Below are 23,696 nucleotides of genomic sequence, written 5' to 3' on the forward strand. Positions count from 1 at the left end.
GGCGCCGGTTTTCGTCAGCGCCTGCGGAACAGCCGACGCGCGCAGAGCACCAGCATGAGGACGACGGCCGCCCCCACGATCCCGACACCTGCCCGCAGGGCGAGTGTGTTGTCGGGGTGGTCGGAACCCGACGCGACGACGGAACTCGTCGCGGCGGCCGAATCCTGTTGCGGCGGTGCGGCAAGTACCGCGGCGGAACCGGTGTCGGCCGGATGCAGGTCCTCGAGGGATCCCACCTGGGCGTCGCGGTCGAGGGCGAAACCGTAATCCAGCAGTCGTGCCGCCTGCTCCCACGGCCGGATCGGCTGGGCTTCGGCGCCCATCAACGTCACCATCAGGCGGCGACCGTCGTGATCGGCGCCGCCGACATAGGTGTGGCGGGCGTCGTCGGTGAACCCGGTCTTGCCGCCCAGTGCGCCGTCGTAGTTGTAGAGCAGCTGATTGTCGTTGGCCAGTGCGAACGGCGGCCGGTCCTGATCGTCCGGAATCGCCGGATCCTTCGGGAAACCCGGGAACTGCACCGTCTCGGTGGAGATCAGCTCCGCGAACGTCGGGTTCTTCATCGCGGTGTGGAAGATGAGCGCGAGGTCGAATGGGGAGCTGCTCATGCCGGGGCCGTCGAGCCCCGACGGGGTCGCGGTCCTCGTGTCGTGCGCGCCGAGGGTGTCGGCGAGGTGGTTCATCTTGTCGACCGTGGCGGCGTCGCCGCCGAGTTGCCGGGCGAGGAGGTGGGCGGCGTCGTTCCCCGAGGCCATCACCAGGCCCTGCATCAGCTGCCGGTTCGTGTACTGACCGTTCTTGCCGATCCCGACGGCGCTGCCCTCCACCGCGGCGTCCTCCGCGGTGGCGGTCACGGTCTTGTCGAGATCCAGTTCGCCCAGCGCCACGAGAGCCAGCAGCATCTTGATGGTGCTCGCGGGCCGGTAGCGGCCGTGCGGGTCCTTCGCCGCGAGCACGGCTCCGGTGTCGATGTCCGCGACCACCCAGCCGGACGCCGCGATGTCGGCGGGCAGCGCCGGCGCCTCGTCGGGAAGGATCACCCCGCACTCGGCCAGCTTCGGTCCGCCCACCGGCTCTTCGGGCACCGATACGGCGCTCGGTGTCGGATCACCCGGCTGGGGTACCTCCGACAGGTCGATCGCAGGCGCGGGGGCCGACCGGTTGGGGCAGTTGTCGGTGTTCGGGGTGGCGAACGGTGTGGAGGTGGGGGAGGAGGGCGCCGCGGGCGGAATCGCCCCGGCAGCACTCACCGAGAGTCCGGCCAGCAGGGTTCCGGACACGACCGCGGTACACACTCGACGCCACATCATCGAAGAGGCAGCGTATGCGACGACCGGTCGACTTCCGAAAACGGACACGTGTCGACACGATTTCGTGACGTCCACGCGACCGTTCCGGAAGACGAACGTCGGATCAGATGAAACCCATGCCCCGGACGGCGTCGCGTTCGGATTCGAGTTCCGCGACCGACGCGTCGATCCGCTTCCGCGAGAAGTCGTCGATCTGCAGCCCGTCCACGATCTGCCACGACCCGTCGACCGAGCGAACCGGGAACGAGCTCACCAGTCCCTCCGGCACGCCGTAGGCGCCGGTGGAGGGCAGCGCCACGGACGTCCAATCGTGGTCGGGGGTGCCGAGCACCCAGTCGTGGACGTGATCGATCGCGGCGTTGGCGGCGGAGGCCGCGGAGGATGCGCCGCGAGCCTCGATGATCGCACTGCCACGGTTCGCGACCGTGGGAATGAAGTCGCGGGTGAGCCATTCGCGGTCGGCGGCGAACTCGGCACCGGACCGCTCACCGACCCTCGCATGGAAGATGTCGGGGTACTGGGTGCTGGAGTGGTTGCCCCAGATCGCGACGCGGCTGATGTCCTTCACCGCGGCGCCCGAGTGCCGTGCCAGCTGGGCGATCGCGCGGTTGTGGTCGAGCCGGGTCAACGCCGTGAACCGCTCCGCCGGGATGTCGGGGGCGTTGTTCGCGGCGACCAGCGCGTTGGTGTTCGCCGGGTTGCCCACGACCAGCACCCGGACTCCGTCCGCGGCAACCTGGTTGAGCGCGCGACCCTGCACGGTGAAGATCTGCCCGTTCGCGGCCAGGAGGTCGCCACGCTCCATGCCCTTGGACCGGGGACGCGATCCGATGAGGAGCGCCACGTCGGTGCCGTCGAAGCCCCGCTTCGGGTCGTCGTGGACCTCGATGTCGCGGAGCAGAGGGAAGGCGCTGTCGTCGAGCTCCATCGCGGTGCCCTCGGCGGCGGACACTGCCGACGGAATCTCCAAGAGCCGCAGCCGGATCGGGATGTCCGGCCCGAGCATCTCGCCCGCGGCGATCCGGAACAGCGCCGCGTAGCCGATGCTGCCTGCCGCTCCGGTGACCGTGACCACTGCGGGAGTGGGCGACTGCGCCATGGGTGAACCTCACTGTCCGTCGGGAGCATCTGTTCTCGACAGTAGCGCGGAGATGTCACCGTGGGACCGCTCGGACAGTGAGGTTGGACACGACGCAGGGCGCCCCCGACCGGTGCGGTCGGGGGCGCCCTGGAACGTGCTCGGCAGACCTGGGGTCAGCGTGCGAACAGCAGCGCGCGCTTGACTTCCTGGATCGCCTTCGTCACCTGGATGCCACGGGGGCACGCGTCGGTGCAGTTGAACGTGGTCCGGCAACGCCAGACGCCGTCCTTGTCGTTGAGGATGTCGAGACGCTCCGACGCACCCTCGTCACGGCTGTCGAAGATGAAGCGGTGAGCGTTGACGATGGCGGCCGGACCGAAGTAGCTGCCGTCGCTCCAGTACACCGGGCACGACGTGGTGCAGCAGGCACACAGGATGCACTTGGTGGTGTCGTCGAAACGTGCCCGGTCGTGCTGCGACTGGATGCGCTCACGGGTGGGCTCGTTGCCGGTGGTGATGAGGAACGGCTTCACGGCGCGGAACGCGTCGAAGAAGGGCTCCATGTCGACGACGAGGTCCTTCTCCACCGGCAGGCCCTTGATGGGCTCGACGGTGATCGTGACCGGCTTGCCGTCCTTGGGCAGCATGTCCTTCATGAGGAGCTTGCAGGCCAGACGGTTGACGCCGTTGATCCGCATCGCGTCCGAACCGCACACGCCGTGGGCGCAACTGCGACGGAACGTGAGGGTGCCGTCGAGGTAGCCCTTCACGTACAGGAGCAGGTTCAGCATGCGGTCCGTCGGCAGAGCCGGAACCTGGAAGCTGTCCCAGTGCTGGCCCTCGCCGGACTCCGGGTTCATCCGCGCGATCTTGAGGGTGACCATGACGGCGCCCTCGGGAACGGGAGGGAGATCCGCCTTGTTCTCGCTCTTGTCGACTGCAGGTGCGCTCATCAGTACTTACGCTCCATCGGCTCGTAACGGGTCTGGACTACCGGCTTGTAGTCGAGACGGATGTCGGAGAGCAAGCCGTCGCCCTCCTTGTATGCCATCGTGTGCTTCATGTACTCGGCGTCGTTGCGGTCCGGGTAGTCCTCACGGGCGTGGCCGCCGCGCGACTCCTTGCGGTTCAGCGCGCCGACGACGGTGACCTCCGCCATCTCGAGGAGGAAGCCGAGCTCGACGGCCTCGAGCAGGTCGCTGTTGTAGCGCTTGCCCTTGTCCTGCACCGTGATGTGGTTGTAGCGCTCCTTGAGGGCGCGCACGTCCTTGAGCGCCTGGGTGAGGCGCTCTTCGGTACGGAACACCGAGGCGTTGTTGTCCATGGACTGCTGCAGCTCGCTGCGGATGTCCGCGACACGCTCGTGACCGTGGTCCGACAGGATGGTGGCCATCCAGTCGTCGACCATCTTCTCGGGCGCCTCGGGCATGTCGACGAACTCGCTGTTGTTGGCGTGCTCGGCGGCGGCGATGCCGGCGCGGCGTCCGAAGACGTTGATGTCGAGCAGCGAGTTGGTGCCGAGACGGTTCGCGCCGTGGACGGAGACGCAGGCGCACTCGCCGGCGGCGTACAGGCCCTGGACGATCTCGTCGTTGTTGCGCAGGACCTCACCGTTGATCCGGGTGGGGATGCCGCCCATGACGTAGTGGCAGGTGGGGTACACCGGCACCGGTTCCTTGACCGGGTCCACACCGAGGTAGGTGCGGGAGAACTCCATGATGTCGGGGAGCTTCTCGTCGAGGACTTCCTCGGGGATGTGGGTCACGTCGATGTAGACGTAATCCTTGTTCGGTCCCGCGCCGCGTCCCTCGAGGACCTCGAGGACCATCGACCGCGCAACGATGTCGCGGGGTGCGAGGTCCTTGATGGTGGGGGCGTAGCGCTCCATGAACCGTTCGCCGTCGGCGTTACGGAGGATGCCGCCCTCACCGCGCACGGCCTCGGAGATGAGGATGCCGAGCCCCGCCAGGCCTGTGGGGTGGAACTGGTGGAACTCCATGTCCTCCAGCGGAAGGCCCTTGCGGAAGATGATGCCCATGCCGTCACCGGTGAGGGTGTGCGCGTTGGACGTCGTCTTGTACATGCGTCCCGAGCCGCCGGTGGCGAACACGATGGACTTCGCGTGGAAGACGTGGATCTCGCCGGTGGCCAGCTCGTAGGCGATGACGCCGGTGGCGACCGGGCCGTTCTCCGTCTCGGTGATCGCGATGTCGAGGGCGTAGAACTCGTTGAAGAACTCGACGTCGTGCTTGACGCAGTTCTGGTAGAGCGTCTGCAGGATCATGTGGCCGGTGCGGTCCGCGGCATAACATGCGCGGCGCACGGGGGCCTTACCGTGATCGCGGGTGTGACCACCGAAACGACGCTGGTCGATCTTGCCCTCGGGCGTGCGGTTGAACGGCAGACCCATCTTCTCGAGGTCGAGCACCGCGTCGATGGCCTCCTTGGCCATGATCTCGACGGCGTCCTGGTCGGCGAGGTAGTCGCCGCCCTTGACCGTGTCGAAGGTGTGCCACTCCCAGTTGTCTTCCTCCACGTTCGCCAGCGCGGCACACATGCCGCCCTGGGCCGCGCCGGTATGGCTGCGGGTGGGGTAGAGCTTGGTCAGTACCGCGGTGCGGGCGCGGGGACCGGCCTCGATCGCTGCGCGCATGCCGGCGCCGCCGGCGCCGACGATGACCACGTCATAACGGTGTTCCTGCATGAAGTCTGTGCTCCCCTAGCTCGCTGAGATATTGGGGTCGAAGGTGAAGATGACGTACGTGCCGAGGCCCATGATCAGGATCATCGAGAGAACGAGGATCGTGGTCAGCCAGAAGCGCGTGGAGTCCTTGCGGGAGTAGTCCGCGATGACCGTGCGGAGTCCGTTTCCGCCGTGCAGCTGGGCAAGCCACAGCATGGTGAGGTCCCAGAACTGCCAGAACGGGCTGGACCAGCGGCCTGCGACGAACGCGAAGTTGATGCGGTGCACACCGTCGTCGAGCATCAGCATGATGAAGAGGTGGCCGAGCACGAGGAAGATCAGTGCGAGTCCGGAGAACCGCATGAACAGCCAGGCGTACAGCTCGAAGTTGTTCTTCGAGGTCCGGCGCGGAGAGCGCGGGTTGTCCAGGCTGGCGGGACGGTCGTAGGTCTTGCCGAGACTCTTGGCTTCTGTCGTCATGTCAGTGCCCCGCAAACATGTTGTAGAAGATGCGGCCGGCGCCCGGGATCATCACCAGGAACCAGATCGCGAGGATTACCCAGAGCATCAGGCGCTGGTACTGCGGTCCCTTGGACCAGAAGTCCACCAGCATCACCCGGACACCGTTCAGTGCGTGGTACAGCACCGCGGCGACGAGCGCGAGCTCCATGAGCCCGACGATCGGGTTCTTGTAGGTCTCGATGACACTGTCGTACGTGTCGGGATTCACGCGCACCAGCGCGGTATCCAGCACGTGCACGAATAGGAAGAAGAACGTCATTACGCCTGTGATCCGGTGCAAAACCCAGGACCACATTCCGGGGTCGCCCCGGTAAAGCGACCGTGTGCGCTCCTTGGCCGGAGCGGCTTCAGTCGTAGTACTCATCGAGTGCTGTGCCTCCAACGTCATTGGTGGACGTGTCGAGTCTGCGCAGCGTTGCGGACATACCACAACTGGGGACCCGACGTGATCCTGAACCGACTTCTCTGAACTCTAAACCCAACGGAAACGGGGGAACTAATTCGAGTCGGGGTTCGTACGGCCCTTTCAAATGAAGTTAGGTTTGCCTCTCCAATGCGGATCGGGCCGTACCGAGCGAATCTCTGCATCCATTCAGCCCACGTGATTGGATGGGGAACCATGGTCGAGATCGATTGGAAACTGTTGCGCGCCAACGCGCATGAGGTGATGGGCCAAGCCTATGCGCCCTACTCCGGGTTCGCGGTGGGGGCGGCGGCACTGGTGGACGATGGACGAATCGTCGTCGGATGCAATGTGGAAAATGTCTCATACGGTTTGGGGCTCTGCGCCGAGTGCGTACTGGTCGGTAACTTATTTGCGGGCGGCGGCGGCCGATTAATCGCCTTCACCTGCTGTGACGCGAGTGGCGACATACTCATGCCGTGCGGACGCTGCCGGCAGATTCTCTTCGAGCACGGCGGCCCCGGACTGCTCGTCGACCACCGGGCCGGCGTGCGCCCACTGGAACAGCTGCTGCCGGACGCTTTCGGTCCGGAGGAGAAGGGGAGAATCAGCCATGCATGACGCTTCGTCGATCATCGCCGCCAAGCGCGACGGCAGGGAACTGTCCGGTGCAGAGATCGACTGGGTGGTCGAGGCATTCACCCGGGGGGTCGTGGCCGACGAGCAGATGTCGGCGCTGGCCATGGCGATCTACTTCCGCGGGATGACGCGCGAGGAGGTGAGCCGCTGGACCACGGCGATGATCTCGTCCGGTCGACGCCTCGACTTCACCCACCTCGGCCGCCCCACCGTGGACAAGCACTCGACGGGTGGTGTGGGCGACAAGATCACGCTCCCGCTCGCACCGCTGGTCGCGGCATGCGGCGCCGCGGTGCCGCAACTGTCGGGACGCGGGCTCGGTCACACCGGCGGAACCCTCGACAAGCTCGAGTCGATCCCGGGCTGGCGCGCCGACCTCGACACCTCCGAGATGGCCGAGATCCTGTCCGACCCCGCCGTCGGAGCCGTCGTCTGCGCCGCCGGCGCAGACCTGGCGCCGGCGGACCGGCGGTTGTACGCGCTCCGCGACGTCACCGGGACGGTCGAATCGATCCCCCTGATCGCCAGCTCGATCATGAGCAAGAAGATCGCCGAGGGCACCGGCGCGCTCGTGCTCGACGTCAAGGTCGGGTCGGGCGCGTTCATGAAGAAGCTCGACGACGCGCGGGAGCTCGCCCAGACGATGGTCGACCTCGGGAACGACGCCGGAGTGCGGACGATGGCGTTGCTCACGGCGATGGACGCGCCCCTCGGCCACACCGCGGGCAACGCACTCGAGGTCCGGGAATCGCTGGAGGTGCTCGCCGGAGGCGGCCCATCCGACGTCGTGGAACTGACGCTCGAGCTCGCGCGAGAAATGTTGAAGGCAGCCGGAATCGACGGAGTCGACCCCGCCGACAAACTGCGCGACGGGTCCGCCATGGACCGCTGGCGGAGGATGATCGCCGCCCAGGGCGGCGACCCCGACGCGCCGCTGCCGACGGCCCGGCACACCGAGGTGCTGCTCTCCGAGTCGGACGGGGTGGTGTGCGGTCTCGACGCCATGGCGGTCGGGCTCGCCGCATGGCGGCTCGGCGCCGGTCGGGCGCGACAGGGCGAGCCGGTGCAGGCGGGGGCGGGCATCGAGTTGCATGCGAAACCGGGGGAGACGGTGTCGGTGGGCACCCCGCTCGTCACGCTGCACACCGACACGCCCGAACGGTTCGCCGCGGCGAAAGCCGCACTTTCCGAAGCCTGGACCGTCATGGCCGACGCGCCGTCGGTGACCACGCCGCTCGTCATCGAGCGGATAGAGGATCCCTCACGCTAACGTCGACGCATGACCGCACTGGATCTGTCGGCCCTGCGCCGAGCGCCGAAGGTGTTGCTGCACGACCATCTCGACGGAGGTCTCCGGCCCGAGACGGTTCTCGAACTCGCTCGCGACTGCGGCTACGACGCGCTGCCCGCCGACACCGCGCCCGCGCTGGCTACGTGGTTCCGGGAGGCCGCCGACAGCGGTTCGCTCGAGAGATACCTCGAGACGTTCGCCCACACGGTCGCGGTCATGCAGACACCCGTCGGGCTCGAACGCGTCGCCCGTGAATGCGCCGAGGACCTCGCCGACGACGGCGTGGTCTACGCCGAGGTCAGGTTCGCCCCGGAGCAGCACCTCGAGGAGGGGCTGACCCTGGACGAGGTGGTGGAAAAGGTCCTGCTGGGATTCGAGGCAGGGGAGTCGGCGGCGGAGGTGCGCGGCCAGAACATCCGGATCGGCGTACTGCTCACCGCGATGCGGCACGCGGCGCGGTCCCGGGAGATCGCGGAACTGGCGATCCGGTTCCGGGACCGCGGCGTCGTCGGCTTCGACATCGCCGGTGCCGAGGCCGGGAATCCGCCCAGCCGCCACCTCGACGCCTTCGAGTACATGCGGGGCAGCAATGCACACTTCACCATTCACGCGGGTGAGGCGTTCGGTCTGCCGTCCATCCACGAGGCCATCGCGTTCTGTGGCACGGACCGCCTCGGGCACGGGGTCCGGATCACCGACGACATCACGATCGGCGACGACGGCGTCCCGGTGCTGGGCGCGCTCGCGAACTATGTGCGGGACAAGAGGATTCCCCTGGAACTGTGTCCCAGTTCCAATGTTCAGACCGGGGCCGTGGACGCGCTCGAGAATCATCCGTTCGACCTGCTCGCCCGGCTGCGGTTCCGGGTGACCGTCAACACCGACAACCGGCTGATGAGCGACACCAGCATGAGCCAGGAGATGCTCCGCCTCGTCGAGACGTTCGGTTACGGCTGGACGGATCTCGAGCGCTACACCATCAACGCCATGAAATCGGCCTTCATCCCGTTCGATCAGCGGTTGCAGCTGATCGACGAGGTGATCAAGCCGGGATTCGCCGTGCTGGTGGGCTGAGCGCCCCGAGGGCGGGCGCTCAGACCTTCCGCAGGCGGGCCTCGAACTCCCGCTCGAGCGTCCGCCACGCCTCCGCCTCGGCGTCGAACGGTGCGCTGGGCGCCATCCGCGTCGGATCCGGGTTGAGGACGAACGAGACGTACCAGCCCAGCGGCTCGGACGTCGCGAGTGCGGTCTCCACCGAATCGTCGTCGGCGAAATCGGCTGCATCGGTGAACAATTCGACGGCGAGGTCGAGCTGGTCCGCGTCGACGGACTCCGGACCGGCGGCCAGGTCGTCGGCGAGACCGGGGAGGACGTACACGTTCTCGTCGGTGACCTCGACCTCGAGCGATCCGTCGACGGCCGCCACCTGGATCTCCTCGTACGTGCTCACCTGCGCGAGGGCGTGCTCGTGGTTGTCGGCGAGGTAGCGGGCCAGCGCGCGTTCGGACGTGAAGACGAAGATCGCGCCGTCACGCCCGAGGAAGAGCGCGTCGTCGTCGAGGTAGCAGCGGAGCGTGAAGTAGGTCTCCCCGGACGTGATGATCTTGACGGGATCGACACCCACCGCACCCCAGAACGAGTCGTCCTCCTCCTCGTCCTCGGTGTCGAGGTCGAGCGCGACGAACTCCTCGTCTTCCTCCGCCTCTTCGGCCACGTCGTCCACGTCGACGGTGTTCTCATCGGCGGCCACCAGTTCGGCCTCGGCGACGGCTACCGCCTCGGCATCCACCTCGGGGGTGGCGACGATGTTGTCGACGGCGTCGAGGACGTCATCCCAGCCCTTCGCGATGGCGGTGCCGATCTGGGCCCACAGCTCCTCGCCCTCGCGGCCCTCGAATGCGCTGGCGCCTGCGGGCAGCGCGCCGAGGATGGGGTTCGCGTTGAAGAATTTGGTGACCGCGTCCAGTTCGCAGACCTCACCGATGTTGCGCACCATGTTGAGCGTGTCTTCGAGTTCGCTCACGACGAGAGCCTCGGGGTCACTCGCCGCCAGCTCCGGCACCCCGATCAGATCGAAGCAGAAGTTCTCGTCGGGTTCGAGTTCGGCGGCGGACAGCCCGGACACCACACTCCAGGCGGGGTGCTCGACGAGATCGTTGTCGGTGTTCGTGCGGATGAAGGCAGCGAGTTCTGCCACTGATTCGAACCCGTACAGGTCTTCCTCGTGACCAAGGAATGCTTCCCACTCGTCGTCGCCCTCACGCCACCGTGGTGCCCACAGTGTCACGAGGTCGCCGTCGGTGAGACCGAGTTCGATCGGGACGATGTCTCCAGCCATGGCGCGAAGCCTATCGACCCCGCGGCCAAAGTTATACCCGGGCTGTGTGCGGAGCGTTTCCGGTGCCCGTCGCCGCCGGGCCGCGGCAGCCGCGACCGAGTCGGCCGAACGGGGCGACCGGCGCGTATCGGAGCCCTACCGTGACTTTCGCTGTGCGTCGAGTCGTTCGAGGAGGGTGCATGTTCCGGATCGGCAATGTGACGGTCACACCCTCCCGAACCCGTCCTGCAGCGTCGTCATGACCCGGGTGCGTTGTTCGGTGGCGAGCCGGGCGGCCTCTTGCGTGGTGCTCGTGATCATCGTCGCGAGTGTTCGGGCGTCGAGCGTCGAGATGGAGTCGTCCATCCAGAGACCGGTCAGCGTGCCGTTCCCGTCGACCTCGGCGGTGACCTGATCGGACTCGCTCGACGCGCGCGCCTTGATCGCCTGCAGCCCGGCGAGGGCCTCCTCGAGCAGATTCACCTGTTCGGTGGCCCGCCCGACGATCGCATCCATATCGTGTTCGCTCACAGTGGTCGCATCCAGCTCGTCGGGGTGGGTTCTTCCTCGTCCTCGATCGCCTGCGCGGCGGCGACGTCGGTGCGGGTGGGCAGACCGAGCTGGTCGAGGATCTCGGCGGGCATGCCGTCGCGGGCGAGTTCGTCGCGTCGCCGCGCCCCGGCCTCCATGGCCGAGCGCCTGCAGAGCGTCAGGATCTCGTCAGCGAGCCGCTGGCCGCCGTACCGAAGCTCGCGCGGATCGATGCGGAGTTCGAGCGGCAGGCCCTGCTCGGTGGTCCGGACCGAGACGGTGCCGGAGCGGTTGCTCACTGCGGCCGTGGTGCCGGCCGGGGGTGGGGTGGGGGAAAACATGATTCCTGTCATTCCGTGGGTCGGTAGAAGCCGTAGAAGCCCATGCCGCTGTTGCTGGTTCGGATCGGACCGACCTGCACGGGATCACCGGCCTCGACGAGCTGGCCGTTGCCGATCACCATGGCCACGTGGCCGTCCCAGACGGCGAGGTCGCCGGGCATGAGGTCGCCCGGGTCGACCGCGGTGCCGACGTTCTGCTCCTGCGCCAGACGCGGAAGACCCACGCCCGCTTCGCCGTACGCCCACTGCGTCAGCCCGCTGCAGTCGAGGCCCTCGCCGGGGGACGTCCCGCCCCAGACATACGGGACGCCCTGCTGCGACAGGGCGTTGCGGACGGCGTCCGCCGCCTCCTTGTTGGGGGCGACGGCGGTGCTGCCGTCGGGCAGGACCACCTCCACGCCCTCGCCGCCGCGTGCGGAGTCCGAGGTGGACGGCCCGTGACCGGTATCTCCGGACCTGCCGGTGAGGGAATCCGCGCGGGATCCGCCCGAGCCGCGTCCGCCCGACGAGCGCGCGGCCGGAGCGGCGATGCTGGTCAGGCCCGACATCGGTGACGCGCCGGAGGAACTCGCGAACCCGGAGGCCGCGCGGCTCACCGCGTCGGAGCCCGCGGGTGCGACGGGGGCCGCGGAGGCGGGCACCGTGCTCGCCGCGGACGTGCTCGCGGGGGCGGTGGCGGCGGGCGCGGCCGGGATGTCTTCGGCCGGTGTGAGGGCGACCATCCGGCCGGTCTGCTCGCCGAGTTCGGCCCGCACCTTCGCGACCACCGCGGTGGCCCTGCCGAGGTGGTCGAGTGCCGCCGCGATGATCATCGCCTGACCGGGCGGGGTGGCCAGGGCGGGTCCGGCCGCGACCGCGAGGGAGATGAACGACTGCAGGATCTCCTCCAGTTGGACCATTCCGGCCCGGACGATCTCGGAGGCCTCGGCGACGACGGCAGCCATGTCGTTGCCGCGATCGGAGACCGCGACCGTCGCCCGCTGCGCCTCTTCGGTCTTCACGATCGCACCCGTGCCACCCCTGCCCTGCCAGTCGCCGTAGACGGAGCTGATGCCGGTGCGCCCGGTGTCGTGGACGGCGTCGATGGCGACCGAGGACGCGCGCAGGGCGTCGGCCGGTCCGCCGACGGGAAGGACGCCGCTGCCGAACGCCCCGAGCAGATCGAGGATCGGGCGGGTGAGGAGATCGATGGGGATCACGGTCAGGCCTCCAGCCCGACCGCATTCGCGGCGAGCGCGGCCGTGGTGGCGGCCTCGGTGCCCTCGTACGCGGCGGCGTTCGCGAGGGCGGTGGCGCTGATCCCGCCGAGCACGCCGGACAGTTTCTCGATGGAAGCCAGGTGCGCGGCGTGCGCCGTGGCGAACGCGGCGACGAAATCGCCGCCGATCACCCCGAAGACCGGTCCGAGCAGGAGCGGCCCCGCGGCGGCGGCCCCGAGACCTGCGGCCTGCATCTGCGCTGACATGGTCGCGGCCGTGGCCGCGAACTCGGCGATACTCGCGGTATCCGCCCTCAAGTCGTTCATCGTCATCCCCCCAGTCGGATTTGATACCGGTCACCATATTGGACGCAGGTGAGTCCGAATCGGTTCCACCCCCGATACGCCGAGAATCGCTCTCCTGCGAAATCTCGCCCCGCGCCCCCTTATTCTTCGAACATGAACACGCACGTCGTCGACCACCCACTCGCAGCGGTCCTCCTGACAGCGATGCGCGATGCGCGCAGCGACAATGCCACATTTCGGGCCGCCTTGCGACGGCTGACACACATGTTGGTGTACGAGGCGATGCGCGAGGCTCCGGTCGAGACGTTCGACGTGGTCACGCCCATCGCCACGACCGACGGGGTGCGGCTCACCCATCCGCCGTTGCTCGTTCCCGTCCTGCGCGCCGGACTGGGCATGGTCGAGCAGGCCAGCAGCCTGATCCCGCAGGCGCGAGTCGGTTTCGTCGGCATGGCCCGGGACGAGGAGACGCATCTGCCGGTGCCGTACCTCGAGTCGCTCCCCGCGGATCTGTTCGGGATCCCGGTGTACGTTCTCGACCCGATGCTCGCGACCGGCGGTTCGATGGTGCACACGATCGAGTTGCTCGTCGCCCGCGGCGCCACGGACGTCACCGCCGTGTGCGTCGTCGCGGCGCCCGAAGGTGTTGCCGCCCTCTCGGCGTCGGGTCATCCCGTGCGACTCGTCACCGCCGCGGTCGACGAGGGGCTCAACGAGGACGCGTTCATCGTCCCCGGCCTCGGCGACGCCGGGGACCGTCAGTTCGGACCGCGCTGACGCCGCGGCTACAGGGCTTCGGCGAACTCGCGCAACAGGTTCAACCGGGTCGCGGCCCTCTCGCGGGCTGCGGGTAGCGCCGATCGATCGGGCACCGGGACAACGACCTCCAGGTAGCACTTGAGCTTGGGTTCGGTACCCGAGGGACGCACGACCATCCGGACAGTGGACCCCGCGAGTACGACCGCGTCGGTGCGGGACTGCCCCCGCAGTTCCGCCAGATCCGTGGCCTCGACGGGTTCGCCGGCCAGTTCGGCAGGCAGTTCCGACCGCAGGCGTCGCATCATCGCGGTGATGTCTGCGAGGTCGGTGACACGTCGCGACACCTGGTCTCCGGCGTGCAATCCGAATTCGAGCGCGTAGTCGTCCAGCCTGTCGCGGAGTGTCGACCCCTCTGCCCGCAGCGTCGCGGCGAGGTCGGCGGCCACCACCGCGGCGGAGATACCGTCCTTGTCGCGCACCGACTCCGGGTCGACGCAGTGACCGATCGCTTCCTCGTATGCGTACACGAGACCCTCGCCGGCCCGCACGAGCCACTTGAAACCGGTGAGGGTGCGGGCAAAGCGGGCGCCGCGGGCCTCGGCAAGCTTTCCGAGGAGGGCGGACGAGACGATCGTCGTCGCGACGAGCGAATCGGCCGGGGCGGACGCGAGGACGTGCTCGCCGAGCAGGACGCCCGTCTCGTCGCCGCGGAGCATCCGCCACCCGTCCGGCCCGCGCACGCCGACCGCGCACCGGTCGGCGTCCGGGTCGAGGGCCAGCGCGATGTCGGCGCCGACCTCCGCGGCGAGAGCCAGGACGGCGTCCGCGGCCCCCGGCTCCTCGGGATTGGGGAACTGGACGGTCGGGAAGTCCGGGTCCGGGTCGAACTGTGCGGCGACGCTGTGGACGTCGGTGAATCCGGCGGATTTCAGTGCGGTGACCGCGGTCTCGCCGCCGACGCCGTGCATGGCGGTAAGCGCGATACGCAGTGTCCGCGACCGTCCCGTCGGCAGGGACGCGACCCGGTCGACGTAGCGGTCGAGGAGTTCCTCGGACGCCGGTGTCACCGGGGTGCGCGGCACGAGGTTCGCGGGCCCGACCCGGGTGATCGATGCTTCGATCTCCCGGTCGGACGGCGAGATCAACTGGGCGCCGCCGTCGAGGTAGACCTTGTACCCGTTGTCGGCGGCGGGGTTGTGGGAGGCGGTGATCTGCACGCCGGCCGCGGCGCGGAGTCGGCGGACCGCGAACGCGACGATCGGCGTGGGGAGCGGGCGGGGGAGGAGGACGACCGAGAATCCTGCGGCCGCCAGCACTTCCGCGGCGGCGACGGCGAACTTCTCGGATCCGTGCCGCGCGTCGCGCCCGACGACGACGGTGGAGCCGCCCAGGCACCGGTCTTTCAGCCACGCGCTCAGCCCGGCCGTCGTGCGGATCACCACGGCGAGATTCATGCCGTTCGGGCCTGCCCGCACCGGCCCGCGCAGACCCGCGGTCCCGAAACTCAGCGGAGCGGCGAACCGGTCGGCGAGCTCGTCGGCGCAGAGATTCGCGAGTTCCGCCCGGGTTTCGGGGTCGGGATCGGCGTCGATCCAGTCCGCGATCGGATCGCTCACAAGCGTTCCACCAGTTCTCGCAGCAGACCGCCCATGCGGTCGGCGGACGCCCGGCCCGCGGCGAGGACCTCCTCGTGGTTCAGGTGCTCGCCGGTGATACCGGCCGCGAGATTCGTCACCATCGAGATCCCGAGGACGCGGGCGCCCAGCGCCCGCGCCGCGATCGTTTCGTGGACGGTGGACATGCCGACGAGGTCCGCACCGATCGTCCGCAGCATGCGGATCTCGGCGGGGGTCTCGTAGTGCGGACCCGGCAGACCGGCGTAGACGCCTTCGGTCAGCGACCCGTCGATGTCGCGGGCGAGGGCCCGCAGTTCGGGGTCGTACGCGTCGACGAGGTCCACGAACTCCGCGCCCACGAGAGGTGACCGGGCCGTGAGGTTGAGGTGATCGCTGATCAGCACGGGCTGGCCGACGGTGAAGTCCTCGCGGATTCCCCCGGCGGCGTTCGTCAAGATGACGGTCGTCGCTCCCGCGGCGATGGCCGTGCGTACCGGGTGGACGACGGACGGCAGGGGATGGCCCTCGTAGGCGTGGGTGCGGCCGAGGAGGACGAGGACCCGTGTGCCGCCCACGTCCACGGAACGGATCGTCCCGGCGTGACCCGCGGCGGCCGGCGGTGTGAATCCCGGTAGATCGGCCATCGGGACGGTGCAGAGTGATTCGCCGAACCGGTCGGCGGCGGCATTCCACCCCGATCCGAGGACGACGGCGATCGAGTGTTCGGCGCAGTTCGTGTGCGCGGCGAGCGCGGCGGCCGCGGCGTCTGGCGTTCCCATGAGGCGATAGTCTTCCACTCATGCCCTATCTCGATCGCGACGGCGACGTATTCATCCTGTACCTCGGCAACGAGGGCGAGACGGACAACGAGAACCGCTTCCATCCGGACTGGATCGACGCCACCCATGCCGCGCTGGACGAGGTGGAAGCCCACGAGGGTCCCGCCGCACTGGTCACGACCGCGACGGGCAAGTTCTTCACGAACGGCCTGGACACCACGTGGATCTTCGCGAACACGGACAAGCTCCCCGAATATCTCGACCGCGTACACACGATCTACAGCCGCCTCCTCGCGTTCCCGATGGCCACCGTCGCCGCCGTTCAGGGGCACAGTTTCGGTGCCGGTGCGATGCTCGCCACGTCGCACGACTTCCGGGTCATGCGTGCCGACCGCGGGTTCTACTGCCTCCCCGAGGTGTCGCTGAACATGCCGTTCACCGTGGGGATGTCGGCGCTCCTGAACACCCGTCTGCCCAAGCAGACCGCGGTCGAGGCGATGACGACGGGCCGCCGCTTCGGCGGCTCCGACGCGCTCGCCGCGGGCATCGTCGACGAGATCGCGGACGGCGACGGCGTCCTCGCGGCCGCCGTGACACGGGCCGCCGCACTCACCGCCACCCGCGGCGCCAACCTCGCCGGGATCAAGCGCGGAATCCATCACGACGCCCTCGCCGCGCTCGCCACGGTGACGGACAAGAGCAACTTCAGCTTCGGGTGAGAGAATGAGCACGTGAATGCGGATGTCGAGGCGGCGGTCAGGTCAATCGAGACCGATCTGATCGCGCTGTCCCATTCGATCCACAGCGAACCGGAACTGGCGTTCGAGGAGTTCCGGAGCGTCGCGAAGATCACCGAACTGCTCAAACGCAGCGGGTTCGACGTGCGGTCGGGCATCGCGGACCTGCCAACGGCGTTCGACGCCACGTTCGGCAGCGGCGACCTCGTCATCGGTATCTGCGCCGAGTACGACGCGCTCCCGGAGATCGGTCACGCGTGCGGGCACAACATCATCGCGGCGTCCGCGGTCGGTGCCGGCGTTGCGCTCGCCACGGTCGCCGACCGGCTGGGGATCACGGTGCGGGTCATCGGGACGCCCGCGGAGGAGAGCGGCGGGGGAAAGATCGCCATGCTCGAGAAGGGCGTCTTCGACGATGTCGCGGCCGCCCTGATGGTGCATCCGGGTCCGATCGACATCACCGGAGCGACGTCGCTCGCGCTGGCCGACATCGCGGTCACGTTCACCGGCCGCGAAGCGCACGCGTCGGCCGCACCGGAGTTCGGGCGCAACGCCGCCGACGCCGCGACCGTCGCCCAGGTCGGGATCGGCCTGCTGCGCCAACACCTCTCGCCGGGGCAGCAGATCCACGGGATCGTCTCCGACGGCGGCACCGCGCCCAACATCGTTCCCGCACGCTCCGAGATGCTGTACTACCTGCGCGCCGAGACGGCGTGGGCGCTGTCCGAGCTGACGACACGCGCGGAGGCGTGTTTCGCGGCGGGCGCCCTCGCCACCGGGTGCACGCACGAGATCCGCACCGTGTCGCCGACGTACACGGAACTGACGCCGGACCCGTGGCTGGTCGCGACGTACCGGGAGCAGATCATCGACATGGGACGGACACCGTTGCCGCTCGAGTGGGAGGGCGTCCGTCCGCTGGGCAGCACCGACATGGGCAACGTCACCAACGTCCTGCCCGGAATTCATCCGGTCATCGGCCTCGATTCGGACGGCGCGGTGACGCATCAGCCTCGGTTCGCGGCGGCATGCATCACCGAGTCCGCCGACCGCGCCGTGATCGACGGAGCGATTGCGCTGGCTCGCACGGCAGTTCGCGCGGCAACGGACGACACACAGCGGGTGCGGTTGTTGGAAGGAGTTGATCGCCGGTGAACGCGGCAGTCGACAAATGGATTCTCGCTCACACCGACGAACTCTCTCAGTGGCGTCGACACATCCACGCCAATCCCGAACTCGCGCGACACGAATACGCGACGACGGAATTCGTGGCGACCCGGCTGGCCGCGGCCGGTCTGTCGCCCGACCTGCTGCCCGGCGGAACGGGCCTCACGTGTGATCTCGGACCGTCGAACGGTCCCCGCATCGCGTTGCGCGCCGACATCGACGCCCTCCCGTTGCAGGAACTGACCGGCGCCACGTACTCGTCGACGGTGCCGGGCGTGTCGCACGCGTGCGGCCACGACGCCCACACCACCATCCTCCTGGGAACCGGTCTGGCGCTCAGCGAGATCCCCGACCTCCCGGTGGGTGTCCGGTTGATCTTCCAGCCCGCCGAGGAGGTCATGCCCGGCGGTGCGCTCGAGGTCGTCGCCGCCGGACGGCTCGAGGGGGTGTCGCGGATCTTCGCCCTCCACTGCGATCCGCGGCTCGCGGCCGGGCGGGTCGGGGTGCGGCTCGGTGCGATCACGTCCGCGGCCGACACGATCGAGGTGGTGCTCGACTCGCCGGGCGGACACACGTCGCGTCCGCACCTGACCACCGACCTCGTGTTCGCGCTGGGAACGGTCGTGACCGGGTTGCCGGGCATGCTCAGCAGACGGATCGACCCGCGCACGGGCACCGTGATGGTGTGGGGCGCCGTGAGCGCAGGCCGGGCACCCAACGCCATTCCGCAGACCGGCATGATGACCGGCACCGTGCGGACCGGCGATCACGAGACGTGGGAGATGCTCGAGCCACTGGTCCGGGAGATCGTCCACGGTCTGCTCGCGCCCACCGGGGTGCGGTACCAGCTCAACTACCGCCGCGGCGTTCCGCCCGTCGTCAACGACGAGGTGTCGACGCGCATGTTCGAGGACGCCATCCGCACGGTCGGCCCGGACGCCCTCGCCGACACGCCGCAGTCCGGCGGCGGCGAGGACTTCTCCTGGTACCTCGAAGAGGTTCCCGGTGCGATGGCCCGGCTCGGCGTCTGGTCGGGCGTCGGCGAGCAACTCGACATCCACCAGCCCACGTTCGATCTGGACGAGCGGGCGCTGGGCATCGGGGTCCGGGTGCTGTCGAGCCTCGTCCTGGGCTGAGGCGCGGCGCCAGGCGGTTCTATTCGGTGCCCGGTCCGACGTTGCGGCTGTTGCGGGTGCGCAGGTCGCGCACATAGTCGGAGGGGGCCCCGGCGATCTCTGCGGCGTCGGCCATCACCCCGAGGTAGCGAGCGGACGGCAGGCCGCCCTCGTACGCGTCGAGCACGTACAACCAGGCAAGAACGGGTTCGCCCTCGGTGTCGACGCGGACGCGGATCTTGCGGTGGATGCCGAGTTCGGAGCCCTCCCATCGGTCGAGGCTGACCTCGTCCTCCTCGGGGACGTCGTAGAGCACGACGAACACCTTGGAATCGGGGTCCTCGACCACGGTGGCGAGTGCGCCCTCCCAGCCGATGTCCCCGCCACTGAACGTCAGTCGCCAGCCGTGCAGCCAGCCCGTCCCCGCCATCGGCGAGTGTGGGCAGCGCTGCAACATCTGCTCGGGATGCATGTTGGACCCGTAGGCGGCATAGATCGACACGGCGGCAAGCCTAAACGGTGGCTAGTAATCTGTTGCATGCAGTGCACGACACGACGCGCTGCGATCGCAGAAAAAGCCGGCCGGAGACCCCGGTCGACAGTTGAATTGGAGGACAGATGACCCGAATCGTGATCATTGGTGGCGGGCCTGCCGGATACGAGGCAGCGCTGGTGGCCGCACAGCACGGCGCCTCCGTCTCCTTGATCGATTCGGACGGGGTGGGCGGCGCCTGCGTTCTGTTCGACTGCGTGCCGTCCAAGACCTTCATCGCCTCCACCGGCGTGCGCACCGACATGCGGCGCGCCACCGACCTGGGCATTGCGCTCGATCCCGAGCAGGCCACGGTCGCGCTGCCGCAGATCCACGCCCGCGTGAAGAGCCTTGCGCAGGCGCAGTCCTCCGACATCCGCACCCGCCTGCAGACGGTGGGTGTCGAACTGCTGTCGGGCACCGCCGAGATCACCGACCCACGACTGGGCATGGCGTCCCACCAGGTGTGTGCCACGCTCGAGAACGGCGAGAAGAAGACACTCGACGCGGACGTCGTCCTCATCGCCACCGGTGCGAGCCCCCGGGTGATCCCCGGGGCGGAGCCGGACGGCGAGCGCATCCTGACGTGGCGCGACCTTTACGACCTCGACGAGCTGCCCACGCACCTCGTCGTCGTCGGTTCCGGTGTGACCGGCGCCGAGTTCGTGTCCGCCTACACCGAGATGGGCGTCAAGGTCACGCTGGTGTCCAGCCGCGACCGCGTCCTGCCCGGTGAGGACGCCGACGCCGCCCTCGTGCTCGAGGATGTCCTCGCGGAACGCGGCGTCACCCTGGTCAAGCACGCCAGGGCCGATGCCGTGAAGCGCACCGAGGACGGCATCGTCGTCGTGCTCGCGGACGGCCGGACGGTCGAGGGCAGCCACGCCCTGATGACCGTCGGTTCGGTTCCCAACACCCAGGGTCTCGGACTGGAGAAGGTCGGCATCGAGCTCGACAAAGGCGGATACCTGCGCGTGGACCGTGTGTCGCGGACGCCGGTGTCCGGGATCTACGCCGCGGGTGACTGCACCGGACTGCTGCCGCTGGCGTCCGTCGCCGCCATGCAGGGCCGCATCGCGATGTACCACGCGCTCGGTGAGGGCGTGAGCCCCATCAAGCTGAAGACCGTGGCCTCGGCCGTGTTCACCCGTCCCGAGATCGCCACCGTGGGCGTCAGCCAGGCCGCGATCGACGACGGCGAGGTGCCTGCCCGTACGGTCATGCTCCCGCTCAACACCAACCCGCGCGCCAAGATGTCCGGTCTGCGCCGCGGCTTCGTGAAGATCTTCTGCCGTCCGGCCACCGGTGTGGTCATCGGCGGCGTCGTGGTCGCCCCCAGCGGGTCGGAGCTGATCCTGCCCATCGCCATCGCCGTGCAGAACAACCTCACCGTCAACGACCTCGCCGCGACGTTCTCGGTGTACCCGTCGCTGACCGGGTCGATCACCGAGGCGGCACGCCAGCTGATGCGGCACGACGACCTGGACTGATCCCGAAGTGTGGGATAGGCATTTCACATAGTGGCTCCTCCGGTGAGATAGTCGAGGCACGGTTCGAAATCATCGACCCGTGCCTCGGCGCTCTCCCGCCCCGCAGACCCAGGACGGACAGGGTGTTCCTCACCTGATCCCTGCTTTGACGTGCCTCCTGGGAGTCGACATGCCGCAATCACTTGCCCGCCGCATGGATGGTCTGCACAGCTCCGCCATCCGTGACCTTCTCACCCTCACCGCCCGGCCCGACGTGGTCAGCCTCGCGGGCGGGCTTCCCGACCCCGAATTCATTCCGCGGGAACGGATCCGGAAGGAAGCCGAACTCGCGCTCACGGATCCGGCGTCCGTCCAGTACGGCGAGACCACCGGGCTGCGCCGGCTCCGCGACGTGCTCGCCGCACGGGAGGGTGCCAAGATCGGCCGGCCGCTGGGCGCCGCCGACGTCGTCGTCACCCACGGCTCGCAGCAGGCCCTGAGCCTGCTCGCGCAGGTGCTGCTCGATCCCGGCGGCGTCGTGATCGTCGAGGAACCCGCCTACACCGGAGCGCTCCAGGTGTTCCGGGCCGCCGAGGCCGACGTCCGGTCCGTCGCACTCGACGCCGACGGGATGGACACCGCCGCCCTGCAGGGCATGCTCGAGGACGGACTGCGGCCCGCCGTGGTCCACACGGTGAGCAACTTCCACAACCCTCGCGGCGTCGTCCTGACGCCCGGCCGCCGGGAACACCTGGCCGCACTGGCCGACCGCTACGGGTTCTGGGTGATCGAGGACGACCCGTACGGCGAACTCTTCTTCGACGGACCACCGCCCGCGCCCGTCGCGGCGTTGTCGGACCGGGTGATCCGGCTGTCCAGCGCGTCGAAGATCCTGGCGCCGGCGCTGCGGGTCGGGTGGCTGCACGGCGACCGGCGGGTGTGCGAGGCTGTCGAGCTGCTCAAGCAGGGCGCGGACCTCTGCGGGTCGTCGCTGACGCACCAGATTGCCGCCGGACTGCTGTCGGACGAGCCGTGGCTGGACCTGCACCTGGAGACGCTGCGGGCCCGCTACGGGTCCCGGGCCCGGGCGCTCGCGGACGGCGTCACCTCGACGTTCGGCGACCGCGTCCGCGTGTCCTCGGCGGCGGGCGGAATGTTCTGCTGGACCGAGTTCACGGACGCGGACCTCGACACGGCGGCACTGCTGCAGACCGCCGTGGACCACGGCGTCGCCTTCGTCCCCGGAGCGGCTTTCGGCGTCGCCGCGGAACACCGGGGCGCTGTGCGGCTGTGCTTCGCGACCTGCTCGGAGGACGTGCTGGCGGGTGCGGTGGCGAGACTCGGCGACGCGTACACCGCTCACGCCCAGTCGTAGGTCCGTTCGACCGCCTTGTTCCACTCGGCGTAGAGCCGGGTGGACTCGGCCTCGTCCATCGCGGGTTCCCACGTCTTGTCCACGGCCCAGTTCGCGCGGATGTCGTCCTCGCTCTCCCAGAAACCGACGGCCAGCCCCGCGGCGTACGCGGCGCCCAGCGCCGTCGTCTCGTTGACGACGGGACGGATGACGGGCACGGCGAGAATGTCGGACTGGAATTGCATGAGGGTCTCGTTGACGACCATGCCACCGTCCACCTTGAGGGAGGCGAGTTCGACGCCCGAATCGGCGCGCATCGCCTCGATCACCTCGCGGGTCTGATATGCGGTGGCCTCGAGGGCGGCCCTGGCGAGGTGGCCCTTGTTCACGAACCGGGTGAGCCCGACGATGGCCCCGCGGGCGTCGGGCCGCCAGCGCGGGGCGAACAATCCGGAGAACGCGGGCACGAAGTAGGCGCCCCCGTTGTCGTCGACCGACTTGGCCAGATCCTCGATGTCCTTGGCGGACTCGATGATTCCCAGGTTGTCGCGCAACCACTGCACCAGTGAGCCGGTGACGGCCACGGATCCCTCGAGCGCGTAGACGGCCGGCGCGTCACCGATCTTGTAGCAGACGGTGGTGAGGAGGCCGTGCTTGCTGTGCACGGGAGTGGTCCCCGTGTTGAGCAGCAGGAAGTTCCCCGTTCCGTACGTGTTCTTCGCTTCGCCCTCCGACAGGCAGGCCTGACCGAACGTGGCGGCCTGCTGATCGCCGAGGATTCCGGCCACCGGCACACCGGGCAGCGTCCCGTGGGGGCGTCCGACGCCGTAGACCTCGGAGGAGCTGCGGATCTCGGGCAGCATCGACATCGGGATGCCGAAATCGGCGCAGATCCCCGGATCCCAGTCGAGGGTCTCGAGATTCATCAGCAGGGTGCGGGAGGCGTTGGTGACATCCGTCACGTGGGTGCCCTCGGTGATGTGCCACAGAATCCAGCTGTCGATCGTGCCGAAGCAGAGCTCACCCGCGTCCGCCTTCTCCCGGGCGCCGTCGACGTTGTCCAGAATCCACCGGACCTTCGGCCCCGAGAAATACGTGGACAGCGGCAGCCCGGTGCGCTTCTGGTACCGGCCGGGGCCCTCGTCGCCGCCGAGTTCCGTGCACAGTTCGTCGGTGCGCGTGTCCTGCCAGACGATGGCGTTGTACACGGGTTCTCCGGTGTTGCGGTCCCACACGACCGCCGTCTCCCGCTGATTGGTGATTCCGATCGCGGCGATGTCGCGTTTGGTGAGATCGGCCTTCGCGAGCGCGGACGCCACCACTTCGCGGGTGTTGATCCACAGCTGTTTCGGGTCGTGCTCCACCCAGCCTGCGCGCGGAAAGAACTGCTCGTGTTCCTTCTGGGCGACGCTGACCACGGCGCCGTCGTGATCGAAGATCATGCAGCGGCTGGAGGTGGTGCCCTGGTCTATCGCGGCGATGTACTGAATCACACGCATGAAGCTACTAGCCTGGCAGAGAATCCGTCGTCATCTCACAGGAGCCC

General features: G+C 68.6%; 24 protein-coding genes. 9 read left to right on the plus strand and 15 right to left on the minus strand.

What is annotated here, in order from left to right; translation table 11 throughout:
* Positions 1 to 14: 14 nt before the first annotated feature.
* The 6 genes from QM693_RS21810 to sdhC all read right to left on the minus strand — a co-directional run bounded on the left by QM693_RS21810 (position 15) and on the right by sdhC (position 5,960).
* Positions 15 to 1,295, minus strand: coding sequence for a D-alanyl-D-alanine carboxypeptidase family protein (locus tag QM693_RS21810; RefSeq protein ID WP_283353411.1), 1,281 nt, complete (start codon positions 1,293 to 1,295; stop codon positions 15 to 17).
* Positions 1,296 to 1,413: 118 nt separating this feature from the next.
* On the minus strand, positions 1,414 to 2,409 hold the full coding sequence (locus QM693_RS21815; protein WP_283353412.1) for a malate dehydrogenase: 996 nt from the start codon (positions 2,407 to 2,409) through the stop codon (positions 1,414 to 1,416).
* Positions 2,410 to 2,564: 155 nt separating this feature from the next.
* Positions 2,565 to 3,344 carry a succinate dehydrogenase iron-sulfur subunit gene (locus QM693_RS21820; protein ID WP_141475391.1) on the minus strand — a complete coding sequence of 260 codons (780 nt, stop codon included), beginning with the start codon at positions 3,342 to 3,344 and terminating at the stop codon, positions 2,565 to 2,567.
* Positions 3,344 to 5,095 carry a succinate dehydrogenase flavoprotein subunit gene (gene sdhA / locus QM693_RS21825; protein ID WP_005256984.1) on the minus strand — a complete coding sequence of 584 codons (1,752 nt, stop codon included), beginning with the start codon at positions 5,093 to 5,095 and terminating at the stop codon, positions 3,344 to 3,346. The genes QM693_RS21820 and sdhA overlap by 1 nt, the downstream gene beginning before the upstream one ends.
* 15 nt (positions 5,096 to 5,110) lie before the next feature.
* A complete protein-coding gene (locus tag QM693_RS21830) occupies positions 5,111 to 5,554 on the minus strand; it encodes a succinate dehydrogenase hydrophobic membrane anchor subunit (protein WP_005239887.1) in 444 nt (147 codons plus the stop codon).
* A 1-nt stretch (position 5,555) separates the two neighbouring features.
* The gene (sdhC, locus tag QM693_RS21835; protein ID WP_005239889.1) at positions 5,556 to 5,960 is read right to left on the minus strand and encodes a succinate dehydrogenase, cytochrome b556 subunit; all 405 of its coding nucleotides are present in this window, start codon (positions 5,958 to 5,960) and stop codon (positions 5,556 to 5,558) included.
* 255 nt (positions 5,961 to 6,215) lie between these two features.
* Between sdhC and QM693_RS21840 the strand changes: the two genes are divergently transcribed.
* The 3 genes from QM693_RS21840 to QM693_RS21850 are packed head-to-tail and all read left to right on the plus strand — an operon-like array spanning position 6,216 to position 9,003.
* Positions 6,216 to 6,620 carry a cytidine deaminase gene (locus QM693_RS21840; RefSeq protein ID WP_280782700.1) on the plus strand — a complete coding sequence of 135 codons (405 nt, stop codon included), beginning with the start codon at positions 6,216 to 6,218 and terminating at the stop codon, positions 6,618 to 6,620.
* Complete coding sequence (locus QM693_RS21845; protein WP_283333031.1) at positions 6,613 to 7,908, plus strand: thymidine phosphorylase; 1,296 nt, start codon at positions 6,613 to 6,615, stop codon at positions 7,906 to 7,908. The genes QM693_RS21840 and QM693_RS21845 overlap by 8 nt, the downstream gene beginning before the upstream one ends.
* Before the next feature lie 9 nt (positions 7,909 to 7,917).
* On the plus strand, positions 7,918 to 9,003 hold the full coding sequence (locus tag QM693_RS21850) for an adenosine deaminase (protein WP_280782702.1): 1,086 nt from the start codon (positions 7,918 to 7,920) through the stop codon (positions 9,001 to 9,003).
* A 19-nt stretch (positions 9,004 to 9,022) separates the two neighbouring features.
* On the opposite strand, the gene QM693_RS21855 is transcribed toward QM693_RS21850, so the two are convergent.
* The 5 genes from QM693_RS21855 to QM693_RS21875 all read right to left on the minus strand — a co-directional run bounded on the left by QM693_RS21855 (position 9,023) and on the right by QM693_RS21875 (position 12,643).
* Positions 9,023 to 10,267: a SatS C-terminal domain-containing protein gene (locus tag QM693_RS21855; protein ID WP_283333033.1), complete on the minus strand. Its 1,245-nt coding sequence runs from the start codon at positions 10,265 to 10,267 to the stop codon at positions 9,023 to 9,025.
* Positions 10,268 to 10,471: 204 nt separating this feature from the next.
* Positions 10,472 to 10,777 carry a YbaB/EbfC family nucleoid-associated protein gene (locus QM693_RS21860; RefSeq protein ID WP_105420508.1) on the minus strand — a complete coding sequence of 102 codons (306 nt, stop codon included), beginning with the start codon at positions 10,775 to 10,777 and terminating at the stop codon, positions 10,472 to 10,474.
* On the minus strand, positions 10,774 to 11,118 hold the full coding sequence (locus QM693_RS21865; protein ID WP_283353413.1) for a hypothetical protein: 345 nt from the start codon (positions 11,116 to 11,118) through the stop codon (positions 10,774 to 10,776). The genes QM693_RS21860 and QM693_RS21865 overlap by 4 nt, the downstream gene beginning before the upstream one ends.
* 8 nt (positions 11,119 to 11,126) lie before the next feature.
* On the minus strand, positions 11,127 to 12,317 hold the full coding sequence (locus QM693_RS21870; protein WP_283353414.1) for a C40 family peptidase: 1,191 nt from the start codon (positions 12,315 to 12,317) through the stop codon (positions 11,127 to 11,129).
* A gap of 2 nt (positions 12,318 to 12,319) precedes the next feature.
* A complete protein-coding gene (locus QM693_RS21875) occupies positions 12,320 to 12,643 on the minus strand; it encodes a type VII secretion target (RefSeq protein ID WP_283333036.1) in 324 nt (107 codons plus the stop codon).
* Between the two features lie 132 nt (positions 12,644 to 12,775).
* Between QM693_RS21875 and upp the strand changes: the two genes are divergently transcribed.
* Positions 12,776 to 13,399: a uracil phosphoribosyltransferase gene (gene upp, locus QM693_RS21880; protein ID WP_283333037.1), complete on the plus strand. Its 624-nt coding sequence runs from the start codon at positions 12,776 to 12,778 to the stop codon at positions 13,397 to 13,399.
* Positions 13,400 to 13,407: 8 nt separating this feature from the next.
* On the opposite strand, the gene QM693_RS21885 is transcribed toward upp, so the two are convergent.
* Positions 13,408 to 14,997 (minus strand): phospho-sugar mutase, encoded by a 1,590-nt coding sequence (locus QM693_RS21885; RefSeq protein ID WP_283353415.1) that lies wholly within the window; start codon positions 14,995 to 14,997, stop codon positions 13,408 to 13,410.
* A complete protein-coding gene (locus tag QM693_RS21890; protein ID WP_283333039.1) occupies positions 14,994 to 15,776 on the minus strand; it encodes a purine-nucleoside phosphorylase in 783 nt (260 codons plus the stop codon). The genes QM693_RS21885 and QM693_RS21890 overlap by 4 nt, the downstream gene beginning before the upstream one ends.
* 20 nt (positions 15,777 to 15,796) lie before the next feature.
* Here QM693_RS21890 and QM693_RS21895 point away from each other — a divergent pair, with 20 nt between their 5' ends.
* From QM693_RS21895 to QM693_RS21905, 3 genes are read left to right on the plus strand one after another with little or no spacing between them, the layout of a single operon-like run.
* Positions 15,797 to 16,495: an enoyl-CoA hydratase/isomerase family protein gene (locus QM693_RS21895; protein ID WP_280782707.1), complete on the plus strand. Its 699-nt coding sequence runs from the start codon at positions 15,797 to 15,799 to the stop codon at positions 16,493 to 16,495.
* A gap of 12 nt (positions 16,496 to 16,507) precedes the next feature.
* Positions 16,508 to 17,668, plus strand: a complete 1,161-nt coding sequence (locus tag QM693_RS21900) for a M20 family metallopeptidase (protein WP_011598215.1) — start codon at positions 16,508 to 16,510, stop codon at positions 17,666 to 17,668.
* The gene (locus tag QM693_RS21905) at positions 17,665 to 18,816 is read left to right on the plus strand and encodes a M20 family metallopeptidase (protein ID WP_283353416.1); all 1,152 of its coding nucleotides are present in this window, start codon (positions 17,665 to 17,667) and stop codon (positions 18,814 to 18,816) included. Before QM693_RS21900 ends, QM693_RS21905 begins: the two co-directional genes overlap by 4 nt.
* A gap of 19 nt (positions 18,817 to 18,835) precedes the next feature.
* Here the strand turns inward: QM693_RS21905 and QM693_RS21910 are convergent, their stop codons facing one another.
* Complete coding sequence (locus QM693_RS21910; RefSeq protein WP_005239924.1) at positions 18,836 to 19,297, minus strand: gamma-glutamylcyclotransferase family protein; 462 nt, start codon at positions 19,295 to 19,297, stop codon at positions 18,836 to 18,838.
* 116 nt (positions 19,298 to 19,413) lie between these two features.
* Here QM693_RS21910 and QM693_RS21915 point away from each other — a divergent pair, with 116 nt between their 5' ends.
* Positions 19,414 to 20,817, plus strand: coding sequence for an NAD(P)H-quinone dehydrogenase (locus QM693_RS21915; protein ID WP_283353417.1), 1,404 nt, complete (start codon positions 19,414 to 19,416; stop codon positions 20,815 to 20,817).
* Between the two features lie 169 nt (positions 20,818 to 20,986).
* Positions 20,987 to 22,171: an aminotransferase-like domain-containing protein gene (locus QM693_RS21920; RefSeq protein ID WP_283353418.1), complete on the plus strand. Its 1,185-nt coding sequence runs from the start codon at positions 20,987 to 20,989 to the stop codon at positions 22,169 to 22,171.
* Here QM693_RS21920 and glpK read toward each other — a convergent pair.
* Positions 22,156 to 23,649 carry a glycerol kinase GlpK gene (glpK, locus tag QM693_RS21925; protein ID WP_283353419.1) on the minus strand — a complete coding sequence of 498 codons (1,494 nt, stop codon included), beginning with the start codon at positions 23,647 to 23,649 and terminating at the stop codon, positions 22,156 to 22,158. The two genes, QM693_RS21920 and glpK, sit on opposite strands and share 16 nt — an antisense overlap.
* Positions 23,650 to 23,696: the final 47 nt, after the last annotated feature.

Source organism: Rhodococcus sp. IEGM 1305 (genome assembly GCF_030058635.1).
In the GTDB taxonomy this organism is placed as follows: domain Bacteria; phylum Actinomycetota; class Actinomycetes; order Mycobacteriales; family Mycobacteriaceae; genus Rhodococcus_F; species Rhodococcus_F opacus_D.